This is a genomic window from Allobosea sp. GW821-FHT03A12, assembly GCF_058986765.1.
The window spans coordinates 482,873-500,215 of the sequence record NZ_JBYSVZ010000006.1 but is presented as its reverse complement, the minus strand read 5'-3'; the positions used below and the strand labels follow the sequence as shown (position 1 = coordinate 500,215).

Annotated in this window: 20 protein-coding genes; 10 read left to right on the top strand and 10 right to left on the bottom strand. The window is 67.0% G+C overall.

Annotated features, from left to right (window positions below; genetic code table 11):
• Positions 1-682 precede the first annotated feature (682 nt).
• From rpsT to AC3WLC_RS24760, 6 genes are all read right to left on the bottom strand, one after another.
• Positions 683-949, bottom strand: coding sequence for a 30S ribosomal protein S20 (gene rpsT / locus AC3WLC_RS24785; RefSeq protein WP_493686569.1), 267 nt, complete (start codon positions 947-949; stop codon positions 683-685).
• Positions 950-1,117: 168 nt separating this feature from the next.
• Positions 1,118-1,513 (bottom strand): RidA family protein, encoded by a 396-nt coding sequence (locus tag AC3WLC_RS24780; RefSeq protein WP_493686568.1) that lies wholly within the window; start codon positions 1,511-1,513, stop codon positions 1,118-1,120.
• On the bottom strand, positions 1,510-2,508 hold the full coding sequence (locus AC3WLC_RS24775; RefSeq protein ID WP_493686567.1) for a threo-3-hydroxy-L-aspartate ammonia-lyase: 999 nt from the start codon (positions 2,506-2,508) through the stop codon (positions 1,510-1,512). Before AC3WLC_RS24775 ends, AC3WLC_RS24780 begins: the two co-directional genes overlap by 4 nt.
• A 117-nt stretch (positions 2,509-2,625) precedes the next feature.
• The gene (locus AC3WLC_RS24770; protein ID WP_493686566.1) at positions 2,626-3,399 is read right to left on the bottom strand and encodes an enoyl-CoA hydratase; all 774 of its coding nucleotides are present in this window, start codon (positions 3,397-3,399) and stop codon (positions 2,626-2,628) included.
• 109 nt (positions 3,400-3,508) lie between these two features.
• A complete protein-coding gene (locus tag AC3WLC_RS24765) occupies positions 3,509-3,886 on the bottom strand; it encodes a tautomerase family protein (RefSeq protein WP_493686565.1) in 378 nt (125 codons plus the stop codon).
• Between the two features lie 50 nt (positions 3,887-3,936).
• On the bottom strand, positions 3,937-4,395 hold the full coding sequence (locus tag AC3WLC_RS24760; RefSeq protein ID WP_493686564.1) for a nuclear transport factor 2 family protein: 459 nt from the start codon (positions 4,393-4,395) through the stop codon (positions 3,937-3,939).
• Positions 4,396-4,523: 128 nt separating this feature from the next.
• Between AC3WLC_RS24760 and AC3WLC_RS24755 the strand changes: the two genes are divergently transcribed.
• Entirely contained in the window at positions 4,524-5,381 is an 858-nt protein-coding gene (locus AC3WLC_RS24755) for a LysR family transcriptional regulator (RefSeq protein WP_493686563.1), read from the top strand.
• A 68-nt stretch (positions 5,382-5,449) separates the two neighbouring features.
• On the top strand, positions 5,450-5,923 hold the full coding sequence (locus AC3WLC_RS24750; protein ID WP_493686562.1) for an SRPBCC family protein: 474 nt from the start codon (positions 5,450-5,452) through the stop codon (positions 5,921-5,923).
• A gap of 12 nt (positions 5,924-5,935) precedes the next feature.
• Here AC3WLC_RS24750 and AC3WLC_RS24745 read toward each other — a convergent pair whose 3' ends face one another.
• A complete protein-coding gene (locus tag AC3WLC_RS24745; RefSeq protein ID WP_493686561.1) occupies positions 5,936-6,505 on the bottom strand; it encodes a chloramphenicol phosphotransferase CPT family protein in 570 nt (189 codons plus the stop codon).
• Positions 6,506-6,510: 5 nt separating this feature from the next.
• On the bottom strand, positions 6,511-7,401 hold the full coding sequence (gene mutM / locus AC3WLC_RS24740; protein ID WP_493686560.1) for a bifunctional DNA-formamidopyrimidine glycosylase/DNA-(apurinic or apyrimidinic site) lyase: 891 nt from the start codon (positions 7,399-7,401) through the stop codon (positions 6,511-6,513).
• A 95-nt stretch (positions 7,402-7,496) separates the two neighbouring features.
• Between mutM and ubiE the strand changes: the two genes are divergently transcribed.
• The 3 genes from ubiE (at position 7,497) to AC3WLC_RS24725 (ending at position 10,660) form a co-directional block, all read left to right on the top strand.
• Positions 7,497-8,258, top strand: coding sequence for a bifunctional demethylmenaquinone methyltransferase/2-methoxy-6-polyprenyl-1,4-benzoquinol methylase UbiE (ubiE, locus tag AC3WLC_RS24735; RefSeq protein ID WP_493686559.1), 762 nt, complete (start codon positions 7,497-7,499; stop codon positions 8,256-8,258).
• 16 nt (positions 8,259-8,274) lie between these two features.
• A complete protein-coding gene (gene ubiB, locus AC3WLC_RS24730; protein WP_493686558.1) occupies positions 8,275-9,834 on the top strand; it encodes a 2-polyprenylphenol 6-hydroxylase in 1,560 nt (519 codons plus the stop codon).
• Positions 9,835-10,021: 187 nt separating this feature from the next.
• Complete coding sequence (locus AC3WLC_RS24725) at positions 10,022-10,660, top strand: L,D-transpeptidase (RefSeq protein WP_493686557.1); 639 nt, start codon at positions 10,022-10,024, stop codon at positions 10,658-10,660.
• Between the two features lie 3 nt (positions 10,661-10,663).
• Here the strand turns inward: AC3WLC_RS24725 and AC3WLC_RS24720 are convergent, their stop codons facing one another.
• A complete protein-coding gene (locus AC3WLC_RS24720) occupies positions 10,664-11,548 on the bottom strand; it encodes an aldose epimerase family protein (protein WP_493686556.1) in 885 nt (294 codons plus the stop codon).
• Between the two features lie 181 nt (positions 11,549-11,729).
• Between AC3WLC_RS24720 and AC3WLC_RS24715 the strand changes: the two genes are divergently transcribed.
• The 4 genes from AC3WLC_RS24715 (at position 11,730) to AC3WLC_RS24700 (ending at position 15,913) form a co-directional block, all read left to right on the top strand.
• Positions 11,730-12,626, top strand: coding sequence for a 2-dehydro-3-deoxygalactonokinase (locus AC3WLC_RS24715; RefSeq protein ID WP_493686555.1), 897 nt, complete (start codon positions 11,730-11,732; stop codon positions 12,624-12,626).
• Entirely contained in the window at positions 12,623-13,531 is a 909-nt protein-coding gene (locus tag AC3WLC_RS24710) for a ribokinase (RefSeq protein WP_493686554.1), read from the top strand. The genes AC3WLC_RS24715 and AC3WLC_RS24710 overlap by 4 nt, the downstream gene beginning before the upstream one ends.
• 185 nt (positions 13,532-13,716) lie before the next feature.
• Entirely contained in the window at positions 13,717-14,238 is a 522-nt protein-coding gene (locus AC3WLC_RS24705) for a retropepsin-like aspartic protease family protein (RefSeq protein ID WP_493686553.1), read from the top strand.
• A 175-nt stretch (positions 14,239-14,413) separates the two neighbouring features.
• Positions 14,414-15,913: a phosphomannomutase/phosphoglucomutase gene (locus AC3WLC_RS24700; protein WP_493686552.1), complete on the top strand. Its 1,500-nt coding sequence runs from the start codon at positions 14,414-14,416 to the stop codon at positions 15,911-15,913.
• Between the two features lie 296 nt (positions 15,914-16,209).
• Here the strand turns inward: AC3WLC_RS24700 and AC3WLC_RS24695 are convergent, their stop codons facing one another.
• Positions 16,210-16,755 carry a pilus assembly protein N-terminal domain-containing protein gene (locus AC3WLC_RS24695; RefSeq protein WP_493686551.1) on the bottom strand — a complete coding sequence of 182 codons (546 nt, stop codon included), beginning with the start codon at positions 16,753-16,755 and terminating at the stop codon, positions 16,210-16,212.
• Positions 16,756-17,181: 426 nt separating this feature from the next.
• Between AC3WLC_RS24695 and AC3WLC_RS24690 the strand changes: the two genes are divergently transcribed.
• The coding region (locus AC3WLC_RS24690; protein WP_493686653.1) for a Flp family type IVb pilin at positions 17,182-17,343 on the top strand (162 nt) is incomplete at its 3' end.

Sequence of the window (17,343 nt, the reverse complement as noted above, 5' to 3'; positions counted from 1 at the left end):
CATGCCGCGAAGCGAGGTCACTCCAACGCTTTTCGTGGTAATGCCGCCTGGCTCGAAAATCCGGCCGCGGCCACTCGTCATTTCAACGCATTCAAATCATCAAGACAAACAAACTCATCCTTCCAACCCTTTCCGGTTGTAAGCCAAAACCATCAACAATTCTGTGGAGGGGCGGCTGGACATCGCTGTCCGCCCGCCGATGAAAAGGACCTTACAAGGCCGCCTCGAACGGGGGCAATATCCCCCTCAGCCGGCTTCGTGGCGAAGGGGCATTGCGGCCCCTGTCTGACCTACCGGAAAGCGCCTCGCAATCAGTTGGGGAAGTTAAGCTTTTCTTTACCGGAGGGGTCTCGTGCCGGCTCCGAATCTTTTTTTTCGAAGCCCGTCCTCCGCCCCATTCCGGCCCCGAGGATTCACCCAACTGAATTGCTTTGCCCACTAAGATCATGAAAAATATGAAGGAATTTTGTGCGGTCAAAAGTCCCGATCGGGACGATTTCCGACCTCCAAAACGGCGCCCAAGTCAAGCCGGTAAAGTCGTGGAAAGATTGCGGAATCGCCGTTGACAGCGGGTGTTGCGGCGCGGCACCGGGCGTCGCTTTTACGGTTAACCGGGCAAAGAAAAACCCGGCCTTTCGGCCGGGTCAAAAACTGCTCGCAAATCCGCTCTGATGAACAGAGATCAGGAGGCCAGCGCACCAATGCGGTGAGCGAGGCGCGAAACCTTGCGCGAGGCGGTGTTCTTGTGAACCACGCCCTTCTGAGCGGCCCGCATCAGCTCCGGCTGGGCGGCCTTCAGCGCCTCGGTGGCGGCGCCCTTGTCGCCCGAGGCGATCGCCTCCTCGACCTTGCGCAGGAAGGTGCGCACGCGGCTGCGGCGCGCCTTGTTCACTTCGGTGCGCCGCACGATCTTGCGCGCGGCCTTCTTGGCCGAAGTCGTGTTGGCCATGGTAACGTCCTCGTCCTCATCGCGGCAGGCGCCTGGCAATTGCCGGCTGGCACGACCACGAACCTACAATGAAAATGCGAGCGACGGTCCTGCCGGAGCAAGACCGCCGCGAGGCCCGACCCTATAGTTCCTGATAGGCCCGGCGTCAACGCGGAATCGTAGCCGCCTTCAATCCGTCTTGCGGCGGACCGCCACGGCCTCGATCTCGACGAGATAGCCATGGTGCAGTTCCGGCACCGGAACGACCGTGCGCGCCGGCTTGTGCGGCCCGAAGACCTCGGCATAGATCGCGTTGAAGTCAGGCCAATGCGCGGCGCCGACCAGATAGGCGGTCACCTTCACCACATCGGCCGGGCCGCAGCCGGCGGCTTTGAGCACCGCCAGGAGATTGTCGAGCGCCTGGCGCGCCTGCACCGCGAAGGGCTCGCCGGAGGTGTGGCTGCCATCGGGGCGCGGCGCGAGCTGGCCGGAGACGAAGACCAGGTCCTTATAGGCGATCGCCTGCGAATAGTGCCCGGCCGGCGCCGGCACGTCGGGCGACAAGATCGTCTCGATCTCGCTCACGCGCCGTCGCCTACGAAGCGCGCGAAGGCAGCGAGGTCGACATTGCCGCCGCTGAGGATGACGCCGACGCGCTTGCCTTCGACCGGCACGGCGCCGGTGAAGGCTGCGGCTGCGGCAAGGCACCCGGTCGGCTCGACCACGAGCTTCATCCGTTCGGCGAAGAAGCGCATCGCCGCGACGAGGGCGGCATCGGGCACGGTGACGATGTCCTCGACGAGGTCGCGGATGATCGGGAAGGTATAGTTGCCGAGGAAGGGCGTCTGGGCGCCGTCGGCGATGGTCTTGGGCACGTCGATCTTGACGATCTCGCCCTTGCGCAGCGACTGCTGCCCGTCATTGCCGGCCTCGGGCTCGACGCCATAGACCTTGCAGCCGGGATTGAGCGCCTTCGCCGCCAGCAGCGCGCCGGCGAGAAGTCCGCCGCCACCGAGGCAGACCAGCAGCACGTCGAGCTCGCCGGCCTCTTCGATCAGCTCCTTCGTTGCCGTGCCCTGGCCGGCGATGACGTCGGGATGGTCGTACGGCGGGATCAGCGTCAGTCCGCGTTCGGCGGCCAGCCGGTTGCCGAGCTCGAGCCGGTCCTGGGTATAGCGGTCATAAGTGACGACCTCGGCGCCATAGCCCTTGGTCGCCGCGACCTTCGCCGCGGGAGCGTCCAGCGGCATGATGATCGTCGCCGGCGCGCCGAGCAGCTTGCTGGCATAGGCGATCGCCTGGGCATGGTTGCCGGAAGAATAGGTCAGCACGCCGGCCTTGCGCTGCTCTGGCGTCAGCGCCGCGATGGCGTTGTAGCCGCCGCGGAACTTGAAGGCGCCCATGCGCTGCAGGTTCTCGGCCTTGAAGACGAGATTGGCGCCGGTGCGTTCATTGGCGGTGCGCGAGGTCAGCGCCGGCGTGCGATGGGCGACGCCGGCGATGCGCTGCGCCGCCGCCTCGACATCGGCATAGCTCGGCAGCGCGATGCCGTCGGTGAGGGAGCGGGCTGCGGCGGTCATGGCAAATCCTGCGTGCTCTTAAGTGAGCAGCCATGGTCCAGCAGCGCCGTCGGCCTTTCAAGTGAAAGAAATTGGCCCCGGCCATGCGCGGCGCTGATCGGCCGGGGCTTGCCTGTCTCAGTAGTTCTTGAACTCCGGCTTCCGCTTCTCGATGAAGGCGGTCATGCCTTCCCGCTGGTCATGCGTGCCGAACAGTGCCGAGAAGACGCGGCGCTCGAAGCGCAGGCCCTCGGCCAAGGTCGTCTCGAAGGCGCGGTTGACCGATTCCTTGGCAGACAGCAGCGAAGGCAACGACTTGCCGGCGATCTGCTCGGCCGCCTTGAGCGCCTCGGTCATGAGGTCGGCGAGCGGGACGATGCGGGCGACGAGCCCGGCGCGCTCGGCTTCGGTCACGTCCATCAGCCGGCCGGTGAGGCACAGGTCCATCGCCTTGGCCTTGCCGATGGCATGGGTCAGGCGCTGGGTGCCGCCGGCGCCAGGGATGACGGCGAGGTTGATCTCGGGCTGGCCGAACTTGGCGTTGTCGGCGGCGATGATGAAATCCGCCATCATCGCGAGCTCGCAGCCGCCACCGAGCGCGAAGCCCGCGACCGCGGCGATGATCGGCTTGCGGCGCTGGCCGATCCGGTCCCAATCGGCGAACTTGTCGTCGAGATAGGTGCCGGGATAGCTGCGCTCCTGCATCTGCTTGATGTCGGCGCCGGCGGCGAAGGCTTTCTCCGAGCCGGTCATGACGACGCAACCGATATTGTCGTCGCGCTCGAAGCCGTCGAGCGCCGCATTGATGTCGGCGATCAGCTGGACGTTCAGCGCGTTCAGGGCCTGCGGCCGGTTCAGCGTGATGATGCCGACCTTGCCCTTCACCTCGACGAGAATGGTCTCATAAGCCATGACGGCCTCCCGGATGATCTGTCGAGGCAGCATTAGCGGCGGGCGCGGGGGGAAGTCCATGCGCGCCGGCGCACGGCGTGATGCGATGCTCGGCGCAGGCGACTTGATCTCAGGCGAACTGCGCCAGGCCGTGGCCGACCGACCAGTTCTCCTTCGCGGCGTCGAGAGCGACGATGAAGACGTCCTCGGGGCGAATTCCGGGGCTTTCGCCGAGCAGTTCGGCAATCCGCCGGAACAGCGCTTTCTTCTGCTCTGCGGTCCGCGAAGCGAACAGGGTGACCTGGATGTAGACGAGATCGTCGCTGCGGCTGACGCCGAAGGCGGAGCCATGGCGGAAATTCGCGGCATCATGCTCGCTGATCGTCATGAACTGGTCGCCCTCGGGCACGCCCAGCGCCTCGCGCAATGCGCGATAGAGGCTGTCGAGAAGCGCCCGTCGATAGGCTTCCGATTTTCCGGCGCGCAGCGAGATGTGAAGGAGTGGCATGGCGAACCTCGAGCTTGCGCAGACCGGCAGCGAGCCTGTGAAGACAGCGGCTAGATGGGCGGGCCGTCCTGCGATTCGACGTGGAATCCCTTCGATGTGATCAGCCAAGTGCCGTCGATGAGGTGCCAGGTCAGGTGGTCCACGAACACCATCGTGTTGACCCTCAGCCGCACCTTCGTCATCGCCTGGGTCGCGGAGGCGAAGTCGATGAGCAGGATCTCGTCCTTGCGCATGGCGTTCACCGACTTCGGCGATTGGCGCTTGTCGAGGATGTCGCGGTAGGTCTGTGTCGGCCACGCCATCATCTTGCCATCGCGAAAGCCGTGCAGCTGGGCTGTCGGCGCGAATGTCTGCTCAAGGCGGGACGTATCGCAGTCATACATCAGGTCGAAATATTTCTGGATCGCCGCGGTCAGCTCCGCCACGGCTGAAACGTCGATCGCTGGCTCGACCCGTGCCGCCTTGTTATCGCGATCATGCCGGGTGGGCTCCCTGGTCATCGTCGTCATCGCAAGCTCCTGTCGCTGGATATGCGATCTGCACAGGCCATCGCAGAGCGCTCGAGCAGATTGACGGTAGCGAGAACCAGGTCATTTTGATATGCTATCGATAATGATTTCAATAATAATGAATGATTATGATAAGGCCGCCGCTCGATCTCGATTCCGTTCAGGCTTTCGTCCACATCGCCGATCTCGGTAGCTTCACGCGTGCCGCCGAGGCGATGCGAACGACGCAGGCTGCGGTCAGCCTGAAGCTGAAGCGCCTGGAGCAGCGGCTGGATTGCCGGCTGGTCGAGCGGACGCCGCGGCGTGTCGAGCTGTCGGCGCGCGGCGCAGCCTTCCTCGATCATGCCCGCGAGCTTCTGGAGGCGCATGAGCGCGCGCTGTCCGCCTTCGTCCCGACCCGGGAGCGCCTGACCATCGGCATCAGCGATCACGTCGCGGGGCCCGAGCTGCCGGCGCTGATTGCGCGCATGAACGCGCAGGACCCGCAGCTGGTGATCGAGATCCGGATCGGCACCTCCGGCGAGTTGCTCCAGAGCTTCGACCGGCGCGAGCTCGACACGGTGATCGTGCGCCTGCATGCCGGGCGCAGCGATGGCGAGCAGCTTGCGGACGAGAAATTCGGCTGGTTCGCCGCGCCGGCCTGGCAGCATCGTCCGGGCGAGCCGCTGCCGGTCGCCACCATGGCCGAGCCTTGCGGTGTACGCGTGATGGCCGGGCGACTTCTCGACGAGGCCGGCCTGCCCTGGACGGAAACCTTCGTCGGCGGCGGCGTCACGGCGGTCGTGGCCGCCGTCACCGCCGGGCTCGGCGTCGCGGCGCTGGCGCCGCGCATGCTGCCCTTCGGCGCGGTTGATGTCGGGCAAAGGCTCGGTCTGCCCGATTTGCCGCGCCTGCCGATCTTGCTGCACACGCGGGTCAGGGATGGCCGCCCGCGCGATGCCCTCGCCGCTCTTTCGGCGGCATTCAGGAGCGTGGTGAGAAGCTAGCTGCGCCGTTGGTCCCCAGAGGGCGCCTTGCGCGTTGATCAGGCATGGCCGCCGAATAGGAGGTGCGCATGACCGGCAAAACCCGAACCGATACCGCCTCGCGCCTCGTCAAGGCGTCGCCCGGGGCGGTCTACAATGCCTTCGCCGACCCGGCCGTGCTGTCGCGATGGCTGCCGCCCAAGGGGATGCGGGCGAAGATCGAGCGCTTCGAGCCGCATCCCGGCGGCAGCTACCGCATGGTCCTGACCTATGACGATCCGGCCCGCGCGCGCGGCAAGGCCACGGCAGACAGCGATATCGTCGAAGGCCGCTTCATCGCGCTCGACCCCGGCGAGCGCATTGTCTGGGAAGTCGGCTTCGTCTCGGACGATCCCGCCTTCGCCGGCACGATGACGATGAGCTGGCGCTTCAAGGAGGTTCGAGACGGCACCGAGGTGACGATCCTCTGCGAGAATGTCCCAACCGGCATCGGCAAGGCCGATCACGATGCCGGCTTGCGCTCGACGCTGGAGAACCTTGCCAGGTTCATCGAAAACGCCTGATCAACCGGCTCGCTACGCCTCGGCGAGCAGGCTCTGGAAGGCCGAGGGCGTGGTGCGCGCATGCCAGGCAGCGATCAGCCTGTCGGCATTGGCCTCAGGTGATACCGCCGAATCCAGCTCGGCGTCATAGCGGCAATAGCTGTGGATCTGGTGGTAGTCGCGGCGGGCATCGCCGATCCGCCGGTCGCCGCGCGCGATCTCGCGACGCTCCAGCTCGGCGAGGTCGCAATGCAGGCCGACGAAGAAGACGTCCTGCCCTGCGAGCAGGCGCACCAGCCGCAACAGCCAGGCACGGCTTTCCATGATGTGCTCGACGATCAGATTGTTGCCGCGGCGGACATAGGCCAGCAGCGACTGCTCGAAGCCCTCGAAGAAGGCATCGCGCATAGTCGCCCACTGGAACTCGCCACTGCGGATGCGCGCCGTCGGCAGCACGCCGGAATCGCGCAGATGGTCGATCGAGATGTGCCAGAACGGCTCCTCGATCCGGGCCTGGATGGCACGCGCCAACGAGGATTTGCCGCTGCTGGAGGCGCCGTTGAGCAGGATGATCTTGCCGGGCGAGCGAGGAGCGTCGGACATGGTCCTCAGGTCTGCTTCTGACAGCTCTCGCAATAGAAGGTCGAGCGGCCGGACTGTACCAGCCGCTTGACCAGATGGCCGCAGCCCGGCGTGACGCAGGGCTCGTCCTCGCGGTCATAGACCTTGAAGCGGTGCTGGAAATAGCCGAGCGAGCCGTCGGCATGGGCGAAGTCGCGCAAGGTCGAGCCGCCGGCCGTGATCGCCTCCTCGAGGACGTCGCGGATGATCTGCGCCAGCAGATGCGCTTTCTCGCGTGGCTTGCCGGTCGGCGTCGCCAGCGAGCCCGCTTCGGCTTCCGGGTGCAGGCCGGCGCGGAACAACGCCTCGCAGACATAGATGTTGCCGAGCCCTGCGATCAGGCGCTGGTCGAGCAGCGCCGCCTTCAGGGGCGCGATCTTCCCGGAGAACAGCTTTGCCAGCAGCTCGCCGGAGAGCTCGTTGCCGAGCGGCTCGATGCCCATCCCGGCGAAATGCTTGGAGGTTTCCAGCCCGGCGCGGGGGACAAGGTCCATGAAGCCGAAGCGGCGGACGTCGTTATAGGTGACACGCGCGCCTGAGCTCAGATGGAAGACGACATGGTCGTGGACGAGATGCCGGCCGATCTCGTTGTAATAGGCGCCGGGCTCGGTCGGCGGCGTGCCGGGCGCTTCGACGATGAAGCGCCCGCTCATGCCGAGATGCATGACCAGCGCCTGCCCGTCGTCGAGATCGGCGATCAGGTATTTCGCCCGCCGCGACAGCGCCTCGATGCGCCGTCCGGTCAGGCGCTCGGCGAAGCGCTCGGGCAGGGGAAAGCGCAGATCGGGCCGGTTCTGCTCGACGCGTGCGAAGCGCTCGCCGAGCATGGCGGGCTCCAATCCGCGCCGGACGGTTTCGACCTCGGGAAGTTCAGGCATGGCATCAGCTCTTCAGCATGCGTCGAGAGGGCCCGCGACAAGGCCCGACGCTTTCGCTATTCATCGCCTCACCCGAACACAAGAGCGGCCCAACCGTGACAGCAGCCTCCGACACCACCCATTTCGGCTTCGAGAACGTGCCGCTCGGCGAGAAGCAGGCCAAGGTCGACGACGTCTTCCACAAGGTCGCCGGCCGCTACGACCTGATGAACGACCTGATGTCGGCCGGGCTGCACCGCGCCTGGAAGGAGGCGCTGCTGACGGCGCTGAAGCCGCCGCGCGACCGGGCCTTCCACCATCTCGACGTGGCCGGCGGCACCGGCGACGTCGCCTTTAAGGTGCTGGAGGAGGGCGGGCCGCAGACGCAGGTCACCGTGCTCGACATCAATGCCGAGATGCTCAGCGTCGGGCGCGAGCGGGCGCAGAAGCGTTTTCCCGACGACGAGCGCATCCGCTTCGTCCAGGGCAATGCCGAGGAGCTGGCGCTGCCGGACAATAGCTTCGACGCCTATACGATCGCCTTCGGCATCAGAAACGTGCCGCGTATCGAGAAGGCGCTGGCCGAGGCCTATCGCGTGCTGAAGCGCGGCGGGCGTTTCCTCTGCCTTGAATTCAGCCATGTCGACGTGCCGCTGCTCGACAAGGTCTACGAGGCCTATTCCTTCAACGTCATCCCGCCGATGGGCCGGATGGTGACGGGCGAGGCGGAACCCTACCAGTATCTCGTCGAGTCGATCCGCAAGTTCCCGCGCCCGCAGATCTTCGCCAACATGATCGCCGACGCCGGCTTCCGCCGTGCCAGCTTCACGCCGATGACCGGCGGCGTGGTGGCGCTGCATTCCGGCTGGAAGCTGTGACGGACGCTGCTGCCGCATGATCTCCGCGCTTGCCCATCTCGCCCGCTCGGCACGGGTCGGCTTCGTGCTGGCGCGCGAGGGCGCGCTCGCGCTGGTCGACCCATCCGTGCTGCCGCCGGCGGCGCGGGGGCTGATCGCACTCGGCCGCCTGATCGAGCGCCGCGGCGCCGGCTCGTCCGCGACCCGCCTCGCCGCCGCCCTGACCCGGCTCGGCCCGTCCTATGTCAAGTTCGGCCAGTTCCTGGCGACGCGGCCAGACGTGGTCGGCATGAAGATCGCCGAGGACCTTTCGGCGCTGCAGGACCGGATGGCGCCCTTCCCGATGGCGCAGGCTCGTGCTGCGATCGAAGCCGCCCATGGCGAGCCGGTCGAGGCGATCTTCGCCGAGTTCGGCGAGCCGGTCGCGGCGGCGTCCATTGCCCAGGTCCACCGCGCCCGCCGCAAGGACGGCAGCGAGGTCGCCGTCAAGATACTCAGGCCCGGCATCCGCGACCGCTTCCACCGCGACCTCGCCGCGATGCGCTTCGGCGCCGAGCTCGCCGAGCGCCGCTCGCCCGAGGCCCGTCGCCTGCGCTTCGTCGCCATCGTCGAGACGCTGGCGCGCTCGGTCGCCATGGAGATGGACCTGCGCCTGGAGGCAGCGGCCCTCTCCGAATTCGCCGAGAATACCAGGGAGGACAAGGATTTCCGCGTGCCGGTGCCGGATTGGCAGCTCACCGCCCGCGAGATCCTGATCGACGAATGGATCGATGGCATCCGCCTTTCCAATGTCGAGGCGCTCCGCGCCGCTGGTCATGACCTGCCGGCGCTTGGCCGCAACGTCATCCAGTCCTTCCTGAAGCACGCGATCCGCGACGGCTTCTTCCATGCCGACATGCATCCGGGGAACCTATTCGTCGATGCGGAAGGCCGGCTCGTCGCGGTCGATGGCGGCATCATGGGCCGCCTCGGCCACAAGGAACGGCGTTTCCTCGCCGAGATCCTGTTCGGCTTCATCACCCGCGATTATCGCCGCGTCGCCGAGGTGCATTTCGAGGCCGGCTATGTGCCGCCGCACCATTCGGTCGATGATTTCGCCCAGGCGATCCGCGCGGTCGGCGAGCCGATCCACGACCGGCGCGCCGACGAGATCTCGATGGCGAAGGTGCTGACGCTGCTGTTCGAGATCACCGGCCTGTTCGACATGGCGACGCGCACCGAGCTCGTCATGCTGCAGAAGACCATGGTGGTGGTCGAGGGCGTCGCCCGCACGCTCGATCCCCATCTCGACATGTGGACCACGGCTGAGCCGGTGGTGCGCGACTGGCTGACGCGCAATCTCGGCCCGATCGGGCGCATCGAGGATGCCGGCCGCAGCGTGCGCACCCTCGTCGGCAGCCTTGCCAACCTGCCGGAGACGGTCGGCCGGGCCGAGCGCGTGCTGGGCCAGCTGGAAGAGTCGTCGCGCCATGGCTTCTCGCTCGACGAGGCCAGCATCCAGTCGATCGGCCGGGCCGAAGCGGCGCGCAATCGTTGGGGCAACTGGGCGCTCTGGCTGATCGCGGCGCTGCTCGCCTGGATCGTGTTCTTCGACTAGCGCAGGACCGTCGCTTCAACAGGGCGCGACTGGAAACCATTTTAGCGGTTTCAGCTTTACAAGCATCGGCCCCTCGGGATTCCTTTAGGGCAAGGCCGGGGCTGACTTCGCATGGCGGGTGCACGCGCCCGAGCGACAGCAACCAAAGAGCCGCTTTCCTCAGGTTGCGTCGTTCAGGAGTCGCGTCATGTCCCGCCTTCTCGGCATTCTCGCTTTCCTATGCGCCTCGCTCGCCGGCCTCGCCGCGGCGCAGGCCAAGGTCGATGTCCGCGTCGACATCGCCGCCCAGCGCATGAGCGTCGCCACGAGCGATGGCGAAACCTACAATTGGGCGATCTCTTCCGGCCGCAAGGGCTTCCGCTCGCCCAACGGCGTCTACCGGCCGACCCGGCTCGAGCGCAGCTGGTACTCGCGCAAATATGGCGGCGCGATGCCCTATGCCGTGTTCTTCCGCGGCGGCTATGCCATCCATGGCACCGCTGCCGTCGGCGCGCTCGGCCGCCCGGCCTCGCATGGCTGCATCCGCCTGCATCCGGCCAATGCCGCCAAGCTGTTCGCGCTGGTCAAGAAGCATGGCTCCGGCAGCACCCGCATCGCGCTGAACGGCGCCGCGACCGACAATCTCTCGCGCTTCGCGAAGGCTTCGACCGGCTCGAAGCACACCATCGCCAAGGCCAAGATCAAGACGCAGAAGGCCGTGCTGACCGCCAAGCAGCAGCGCCAGGGCCCGGCCTGGGGCGAGGCGCGCGAGCAGATGCTGCTCAGGCCGGCGATCCCGGCCGGCGCGATCGGCTTCCAGCCGATGTCGGGGCCTGGCTGGCGCTAGCGCTCAGATAGCGTCGGCGGCGATCCGCACCCAGCCCTCCAAGGTCTCGCCCGGTTGCAGCCGGGCGAGCGGCGAGGCTTCGCGCACGATCTTTTCGCTCGGCGCCCCGGCGGCGTGGCTCTGCGGCTCCGCGCACAGGAAATCGACGCCGGCCGGCGCCCAGACCACGGGATAGCGCAGGTTCTCGCTCGCGCTCAGCGTGATCGCGAGGCCGGTCGAGGGCGTCTCGATCCGTGCCGTGCCGTCCCAACCCAAAAAGCTCCAGGCGGTCTCAGCGCCGGTGGCGAAGACCGGATTCTTGGCATAGGGGCCGCCGCCAGTGAAGGCTTGTGTGCCGGTGGCGCGAAACTGGTCGCCGAAGATCAGCGCGCCGGACGCCGTCATGGCGAGGCGCGTGTCGGCGGCGCAGGGAAACCAAGGGTGCAGGCCCATGCCGAAGGGTAGGGCCTGGTCAGCCTCGTTGGTCAGTGTGAGGGTCACGGTCATACCGGTCTCGTTCAGCCGGATCTCCTGTCTGGCGAGGTAGCGATAGGGATCCGGGCCGGCTGTCCGGCGATGGACCAGCGTGGTATGGCCGGTATCCTGCCGCTCGACCTGCCAGGCGGACTGCCAGCCGAAGCCGTGGATCGTGCCGGCGGGATTGTTCGAGGGCACGCTGAAGCGGGTATGGCCGTCATCGACCAGGCTGTCGAAGGCGCGGTTGGCGAAAGGCAGCATCGCCCAGGCCCCGAACTTGTTCGGCGTCTGCGTCTGCGGCGCAAGGCCGGCCGGCGCGTGCAGCAACGGCAGGACCGTCCCGTCCGGCCTCTGCCAGTCGAGCGCGGCGATCGTGCCGCCGGCGTCGGGGGCGATGCGGGCCGTGTAGCGGCCGGCCGAGAGGGTCAGCATGATCGTGTCCTTCACGACAATCGGGGCGGCGTTCGCTCCCCTTGCCTCGATTGCGCCCGCAGGCCGCATCGTCAAGGGCCCGCCGGGCTTGACCGGGCCGCGCCGGCCGGGGAGATTCCGCCTCTTTGCTTCGCCTTGGCCGGAACGCCGGACAAGGCACGTCATCCCGCCGGAGCCTGCCATGCCCAAACCCCTGATCGCGCTCGACTGGGGCACGACGCGCGCCCGCGCCTTCCTCATCGGTGAGGATGGCGTCGTGCTGGGCAAACGCATCGCCGATCGCGGCATCCAGTCGGTCTCGGCCGGCGGCTTCCCGGCCGCCTTCGCCGAGATTGCCGGCGAATTCCGGACGGCGCGGCCCGATGCCTCGGTGCTGCTCGCGGGCATGGTCGGCAGTCGCAATGGCTGGGTCGAGGCGCCCTATGTCGCCTGCCCGGCGAGCCCGGAGGAGATCGCCGCCGCCGGCCTTGCCGTCACGCTGGACGACGGCACGCGCGCCACGATCCTGCCCGGCCTCTCCTGCGACGAAGGCGCTTTCGACGTGATGCGCGGCGAGGAGACGCTGATCGTCGGCCTCGGGCTGACCGATGGCATCGCCTGCCTGCCCGGCACCCATTCGAAATGGGCGCAGGTGGAGGGTGGCCGCATCACGCGCTTCGCCAGCTTCATGACCGGCGAGGTCTACGGCCTGCTGCGCGAGCATTCGATCCTGTCGCGCCTGGCGAGCGAACCTGCGGGCGATGACACGGCCGAGGGCATGCGGCGTGGACTTGCCGCGGCGCAGCGACCGGGCGGCCTGCTCAACGCCGCCTTCCACGCCCGCAGCGACGTCCTCGGCGGGCGCATGCAGGGCGGGGCAGTCGGTCCTTATCTCTCCGCCTTGCTGGTGGCGCAGGAGATCGCGGGCGCCCGCGCTTTGTTCGGCGGCCTCGGCAATCTGCATCTCGTGGCAGATGGCGTCCTCGCCGGGAGCTATGGCCAGGCGCTCGCCGTCGCGGGGCTCGACTACACGTTGACCACGCCCGAGGACGCCTTCGTCGCCGGCGTCACCCGCCTCGCGCGGGGCCTTCAGGCATGATCATCGTTTTCGGTTCGCTGAACGTCGATCTGGTCACCCCGGTCGAACGCCTGCCCGGCGCCGGGGAGACCGTGCTCGGCCCGGGCTATGCGCTGCATCCCGGCGGCAAGGGCGCCAACCAGGCGCTGGCGGCCCGCCGCGCCGGAGCTGAGGTGACGCTGGTCGGAGCGGTCGGTCGCGACGGATTCGCTGAGATCGCGCTCGGCCTCCTGGCCGAGGACGGCGTCGATCTTTCCCATGTCGCGCGCGTCGAGGCGCCGACCGGCGCGGCCTTCATCGCCGTCGATGCGGCCGGCTCCAACCAGATCGTTGTCGCGGCCGGCGCCAATGCGCTGGCGAAAGCCGATACCGTCGAAGCGCTGAAGCCGGGCGAAGGCGACCTGCTGCTGCTCCAGCGCGAGGTGCCGGAGGACGAATGCCTGCGGGCCGCGCGGGCGATGCGCGCCGGTGGCGGCCGGGTGATCCTCAACCTCGCCCCGGCCGGGGAGCCGGACCCGGCCTTGCTGGCGTTGACCGACATTCTGATCGTCAACGAGCATGAGGCGCTGATCCTCGCCCGCTCGCTCGGCTGGATGGAGACCGAGCCCGAGGCCATCGCCCAGCGCATCGACGGCGAGCGCGGCGTCGCCTGCATCGTCACCCTGGGTGCGGCTGGCGCGGTCGGCTGGCATGGCGGTGTCCGGCGCCGGCTCGAGGCGCCGGTCGTGGAGGCCGTCGATACGGTCGCGGCCGGCGACAGCTTCGTCGGCGCCTTCGCGGCAGCGCTGCAGGCCGGTTTCGGCTTTTCCGGCGCGCTCCAGCGCGGGCTCGCCGCCGGCTCGCTCGCCTGCACCATTGCCGGCGCCCAGCCGAGCGTGCCGCGGCGGGAGGCGATCGAGGCGCTGGTCGGCAGGAGCTTCCTGTAGGATCGGCCTCCTGCAAGGCGGGTTTTCCGTAGAACACCGGTGGTCTCATTGACCGGCGGTTAAGCCTGGTCGCGCTCCGCAAGCCGGGATCTCGCGCAAGCCGGTGGTTTCGGCGCGCCGATTTACCGTTGGTCAGCACCTTCTCCCGCAGCGTTGCCGGCACGAAGCGGGGAAGGGAACGGGTCATGGCCCAGCGGCCGATCGTCTGGTCTTTGGGCATTGCCGGGATCGCGGGCTTTGCCGCCTTCCATGCGGCAGGCAGCCTCGATCAGATGACGAGCCGGGCGCCGGCTCCCGCGGCCGTCGCTTCGCGCGAGCCTGCTCCTGCCAAGGCCGAGCGCGTGCTGACGGTGAATGCCGACTATCGCGGCCATTATCTCGTGCACCCGTCGATCGACAATTACCGGGTGAAGATGATGGTCGACACCGGCGCAAGCTTGATCGTGCTGACCGATGCCGATGCCCGCGCGCTCGGGATCAGGCCGGACCGCTCGGCCTATTCGGTCGGCCTCGGCACCGCCAACGGCGTGGTGAAGGGTGCGAAGACGATGCTGCGCGAGGTGCGACTCGGCGACATCTCGGTGCGCGATGTCGAGGCCGTGGTGCTGCCTGCCGGCGCCCTCTCGATCAGCCTGCTCGGCACCTCCTTCCTGCGCCGCCTGCGCGGCTACGAGGTCCAGGGCGGCCGCATGGTCCTGCGCGGCTGACGGACCTGCGTCGGTTCCCAAACCTCATACCGATGAGCTATGCCCGCCTTGCGTCCTTGCCCTGTCATGCTCAGGCTGCATTCATGTAGCCTGTGGCCTGTCCGTACCGCACGCGTCAGCTGCATGGTTTCCGCGCCGGCCTTATCGCAGGCGCTCCTCGAAGATGGATGGCCCGATGTTTCCGAAGCCCCTGCCCGAGCTCTTCCCCAACACGTTCGAGTATGAATCGCTGCCAATGGTGAAGCCGACCGGCTTCCGCGAATACGATGCGCGCTGGTTCTTCGGGAAAGAGCTCAACCTGATGGGCGTGCAGGCCGTCGGCATGGGCCTCGGCACGCTGATCAGGCGCATGGGCGTCAAGCCCGAGATCGTCACCGCCCATGACTTCCGCAGCTATTCCTCCTCGATCAAGATGGCGCTGGTCACCGGCCTGATGGCCGCTGGCTGCAAGGTCCACGATATCGGCCTCGCCATGTCGCCCATGGCCTATTTCGCCCAGTTCGAGCTCGACGTGCCCTGCGTCGCCATGGTCACCGCCTCGCATAACGACAATGGCTGGACCGGCATCAAGATGGGCGCCCAGCGCCCGGTCACCTTCGGCCCCGACGAGATGGGGCAGTTGCGCGACATCGTCCTCGCCGGTGATTTCGACCTGCCGGGCGGCGGCTCCTATCAGTTCGTGCCCGATTTCCCGGCGCGCTACATCGCCGACCTGACCAACCGCCCGAAGATCACGCGCAAGCTCAAGGTCATCGCGGCCTGTGGCAACGGCACGGCCGGCGCCTTCGCGCCGAAGATCCTGGAGGCGCTCGGCTGCGAGGTCATCCCGATGGATGCCGAGCTCGACCATACCTTCCCGCGCTACAATCCCAACCCCGAAGACATGAAGATGCTGCACGCCATGGCCGATGCCGTGAAGCAGCACGGCGCCGATGTCGCGCTCGGCTTCGACGGCGACGGCGATCGTTGTGGCGTCGTCGACAATCATGGCGAGGAAATCTTCGCCGACAAGATCGGCGTGATGCTGGCCCGCGACCTCGGCAAGCTCAATCCGGGCGCGCAGTTCGTCGTCGACGTCAAGTCGACCGGCCTGTTCTCGACCGATCCAGAATTGCAGAGGCTCGGCGTCAAGACCGACTACTGGAAGACCGGTCACTCCTACATCAAGCGCCGCGTCCGCGACCTCAATGCCCTCGCCGGCTTCGAGAAGTCCGGCCACTTCTTCTTCAATGCGCCGGTCGGCCGCGGCTATGACGACGGCGTCGTCACCGCCATCGCCGTGATCGACATGCTCGATCGCAACCCCGGCAAGTCTATGGCCGAGCTCTATGCCGCCGTGCCGAAGACCTGGGGCACGCCGACCATGGCGGCCAAATGCGCCGACGAGGTCAAATACGGCGTCAGCGACAAGATCACCAAGCGGATCCAGGCGATGCAGGCCGCGGGCGACGCCATCGCCGGGCAGAAGATCGTCGACGTCATCACCGTCAACGGCGTGCGCGTCGTCAACGAGGACGGCACCTGGGGCCTGATCCGCGCCTCGTCCAACAAGCCCGAGCTGGTCGTGGTCTGCGAGAGCCCGGTCTCGGAAGCGCGCATGCGCGAGATGTTCAAGGCGATCGACGGCGTTCTGCGCGAGAATCCGGAAGTCGGCGCCTACAACCAGACGATCTGACCGTCAGCCCGCGAACGGGGCCGGCCGCGAGCTTCCCTTCTCCCACCCATCTCGGGCCTCCCCGAGATGGGCAGCTTTAAAGTGCCAAAGTCGGCAACAGCCGACTTTGATGCGGGAGAAGGTGGCCCGAAGGGCCGGATGAGGGGTCGTACAGGGTTGGAAAGTTTCGGTGAATCGCGTCACTGAGCTGACGACCAGCGTCGCGAGACCCCTCACCTTAGCCCTCTCCCGCAAGGGCAGAGGGGATATGGTGCGCTCGGACGTCGCAGCTGCGCTCCGGTGACGAAGGTGAAGAGCTATTTCTTCTCCGCCCCGGTCGCGGCGGCATTGCGGGCGCCGCTCTGGCCGCTGGTGCCGTCGAAGAACGCCTTGGAGTCGCCGAGCTGGGCGCTCGGCTGGCAGTTGGGCGTGCAGGAATAGCTCTCGCGCTCGAGGCCGCGTTGCACGGTCAGGATCGAATCGGTGGCGGCGCCGACGCGGACCGAGGATTCCGCCAGCAGGGCGCCGGTCGCATCGAGCGCGATCAGGTTGGTGACGCCGTAGCTCTTGCCGGTGACGATCATCACGCCGTTGCGCTGAACCGTCACGTCCGCGATCGCCGGATTGCCGACGATCACGGTCTGCGCCTTCTCGGGCAGTCGCAGCACCTTGGCGTGGTCGACTGTCACCTGGACCGCTTCGGCTCTCGAATCACCGGTTTCGCCCCGAGATTCCGGGGCCGGCGCGGGAATGAGCCGGGCTTGCGCGCGGACGATATCGGCCGAGAGGCCTGAGCCGGCAGCCGCAGCGAGCCCGGCAAGGACCAGCCTCAGGAAGGGTTTGGAGAGCCGCGATCCCGGCATCGCAATGGACCTCGCGCGCGCCTCAAGGTTTCGAACGGGACGAGGTAAGCCGAAAATGATGAATGGATTGCTAAGATGCCGATTTCCCGAGCCAATCCGGCTTCCGATCCGGCCCTGGAAGCCTGATCGGCGGCAATGAAAAACGCGCGTTGGTGCCCGGGTGTGCGCACTAACGGAGCGTCATGCGGCGTTTTGCTGGTTTGCAGGGGGAGTTTTATTTTAAGTATCGAATAGTTTATACCTCTCGTTAACTGCAGTTACGCGCTAAAAGCGCATTAACCATCGAGCGAAGACCTATAAAATTCGGCGAATTATTGGGTCTCTTTAACTGATCGGCAAGACGGGCGCCGTAGTGTCACTCCTGTCGCTGACCGAAGCCACCTAGAGCGAAGGCAGCAGTCAAACGTGGTGCAAAGGAGCTACCCCATGAAGAACCTGTTCGCGCGCTTCGCCAAGGATGAGTCAGGCGCCACCGCTATTGAATACGGCCTGATCGCCGCCCTGATCGCCGTGGTCTGCATCGGCACCTGGACCGCGATCGGCCCGGCGCTGAAGGCCAAGTTCGACCTGGTTCTCGCCGGCCTCAAG

Coding starts and splice junctions, on each gene's coding strand:
- AC3WLC_RS24765 (WP_493686565.1), bottom strand. CDS start 3,886: ATGCCACTCCTTCACATCTCGCTGCGCGCCGGAAAATCGGAAGCCTAT.
- AC3WLC_RS24705 (WP_493686553.1), top strand. CDS start 13,717: ATGGCCCAGCGGCCGATCGTCTGGTCTTTGGGCATTGCCGGGATCGCG.
- AC3WLC_RS24695 (WP_493686551.1), bottom strand. CDS start 16,755: ATGCCGGGATCGCGGCTCTCCAAACCCTTCCTGAGGCTGGTCCTTGCC.
- AC3WLC_RS24715 (WP_493686555.1), top strand. CDS start 11,730: ATGCCCAAACCCCTGATCGCGCTCGACTGGGGCACGACGCGCGCCCGC.
- rpsT (WP_493686569.1), bottom strand. CDS start 949: ATGGCCAACACGACTTCGGCCAAGAAGGCCGCGCGCAAGATCGTGCGG.
- AC3WLC_RS24775 (WP_493686567.1), bottom strand. CDS start 2,508: ATGACCGCCGCAGCCCGCTCCCTCACCGACGGCATCGCGCTGCCGAGC.
- ubiB (WP_493686558.1), top strand. CDS start 8,275: ATGATCTCCGCGCTTGCCCATCTCGCCCGCTCGGCACGGGTCGGCTTC.
- AC3WLC_RS24725 (WP_493686557.1), top strand. CDS start 10,022: ATGTCCCGCCTTCTCGGCATTCTCGCTTTCCTATGCGCCTCGCTCGCC.
- AC3WLC_RS24760 (WP_493686564.1), bottom strand. CDS start 4,395: ATGACGACGATGACCAGGGAGCCCACCCGGCATGATCGCGATAACAAG.
- AC3WLC_RS24700 (WP_493686552.1), top strand. CDS start 14,414: ATGTTTCCGAAGCCCCTGCCCGAGCTCTTCCCCAACACGTTCGAGTAT.
- AC3WLC_RS24745 (WP_493686561.1), bottom strand. CDS start 6,505: ATGTCCGACGCTCCTCGCTCGCCCGGCAAGATCATCCTGCTCAACGGC.
- AC3WLC_RS24770 (WP_493686566.1), bottom strand. CDS start 3,399: ATGGCTTATGAGACCATTCTCGTCGAGGTGAAGGGCAAGGTCGGCATC.
- AC3WLC_RS24750 (WP_493686562.1), top strand. CDS start 5,450: ATGACCGGCAAAACCCGAACCGATACCGCCTCGCGCCTCGTCAAGGCG.
- AC3WLC_RS24755 (WP_493686563.1), top strand. CDS start 4,524: ATGATAAGGCCGCCGCTCGATCTCGATTCCGTTCAGGCTTTCGTCCAC.
- AC3WLC_RS24710 (WP_493686554.1), top strand. CDS start 12,623: ATGATCATCGTTTTCGGTTCGCTGAACGTCGATCTGGTCACCCCGGTC.
- mutM (WP_493686560.1), bottom strand. CDS start 7,401: ATGCCTGAACTTCCCGAGGTCGAAACCGTCCGGCGCGGATTGGAGCCC.
- AC3WLC_RS24720 (WP_493686556.1), bottom strand. CDS start 11,548: ATGCTGACCCTCTCGGCCGGCCGCTACACGGCCCGCATCGCCCCCGAC.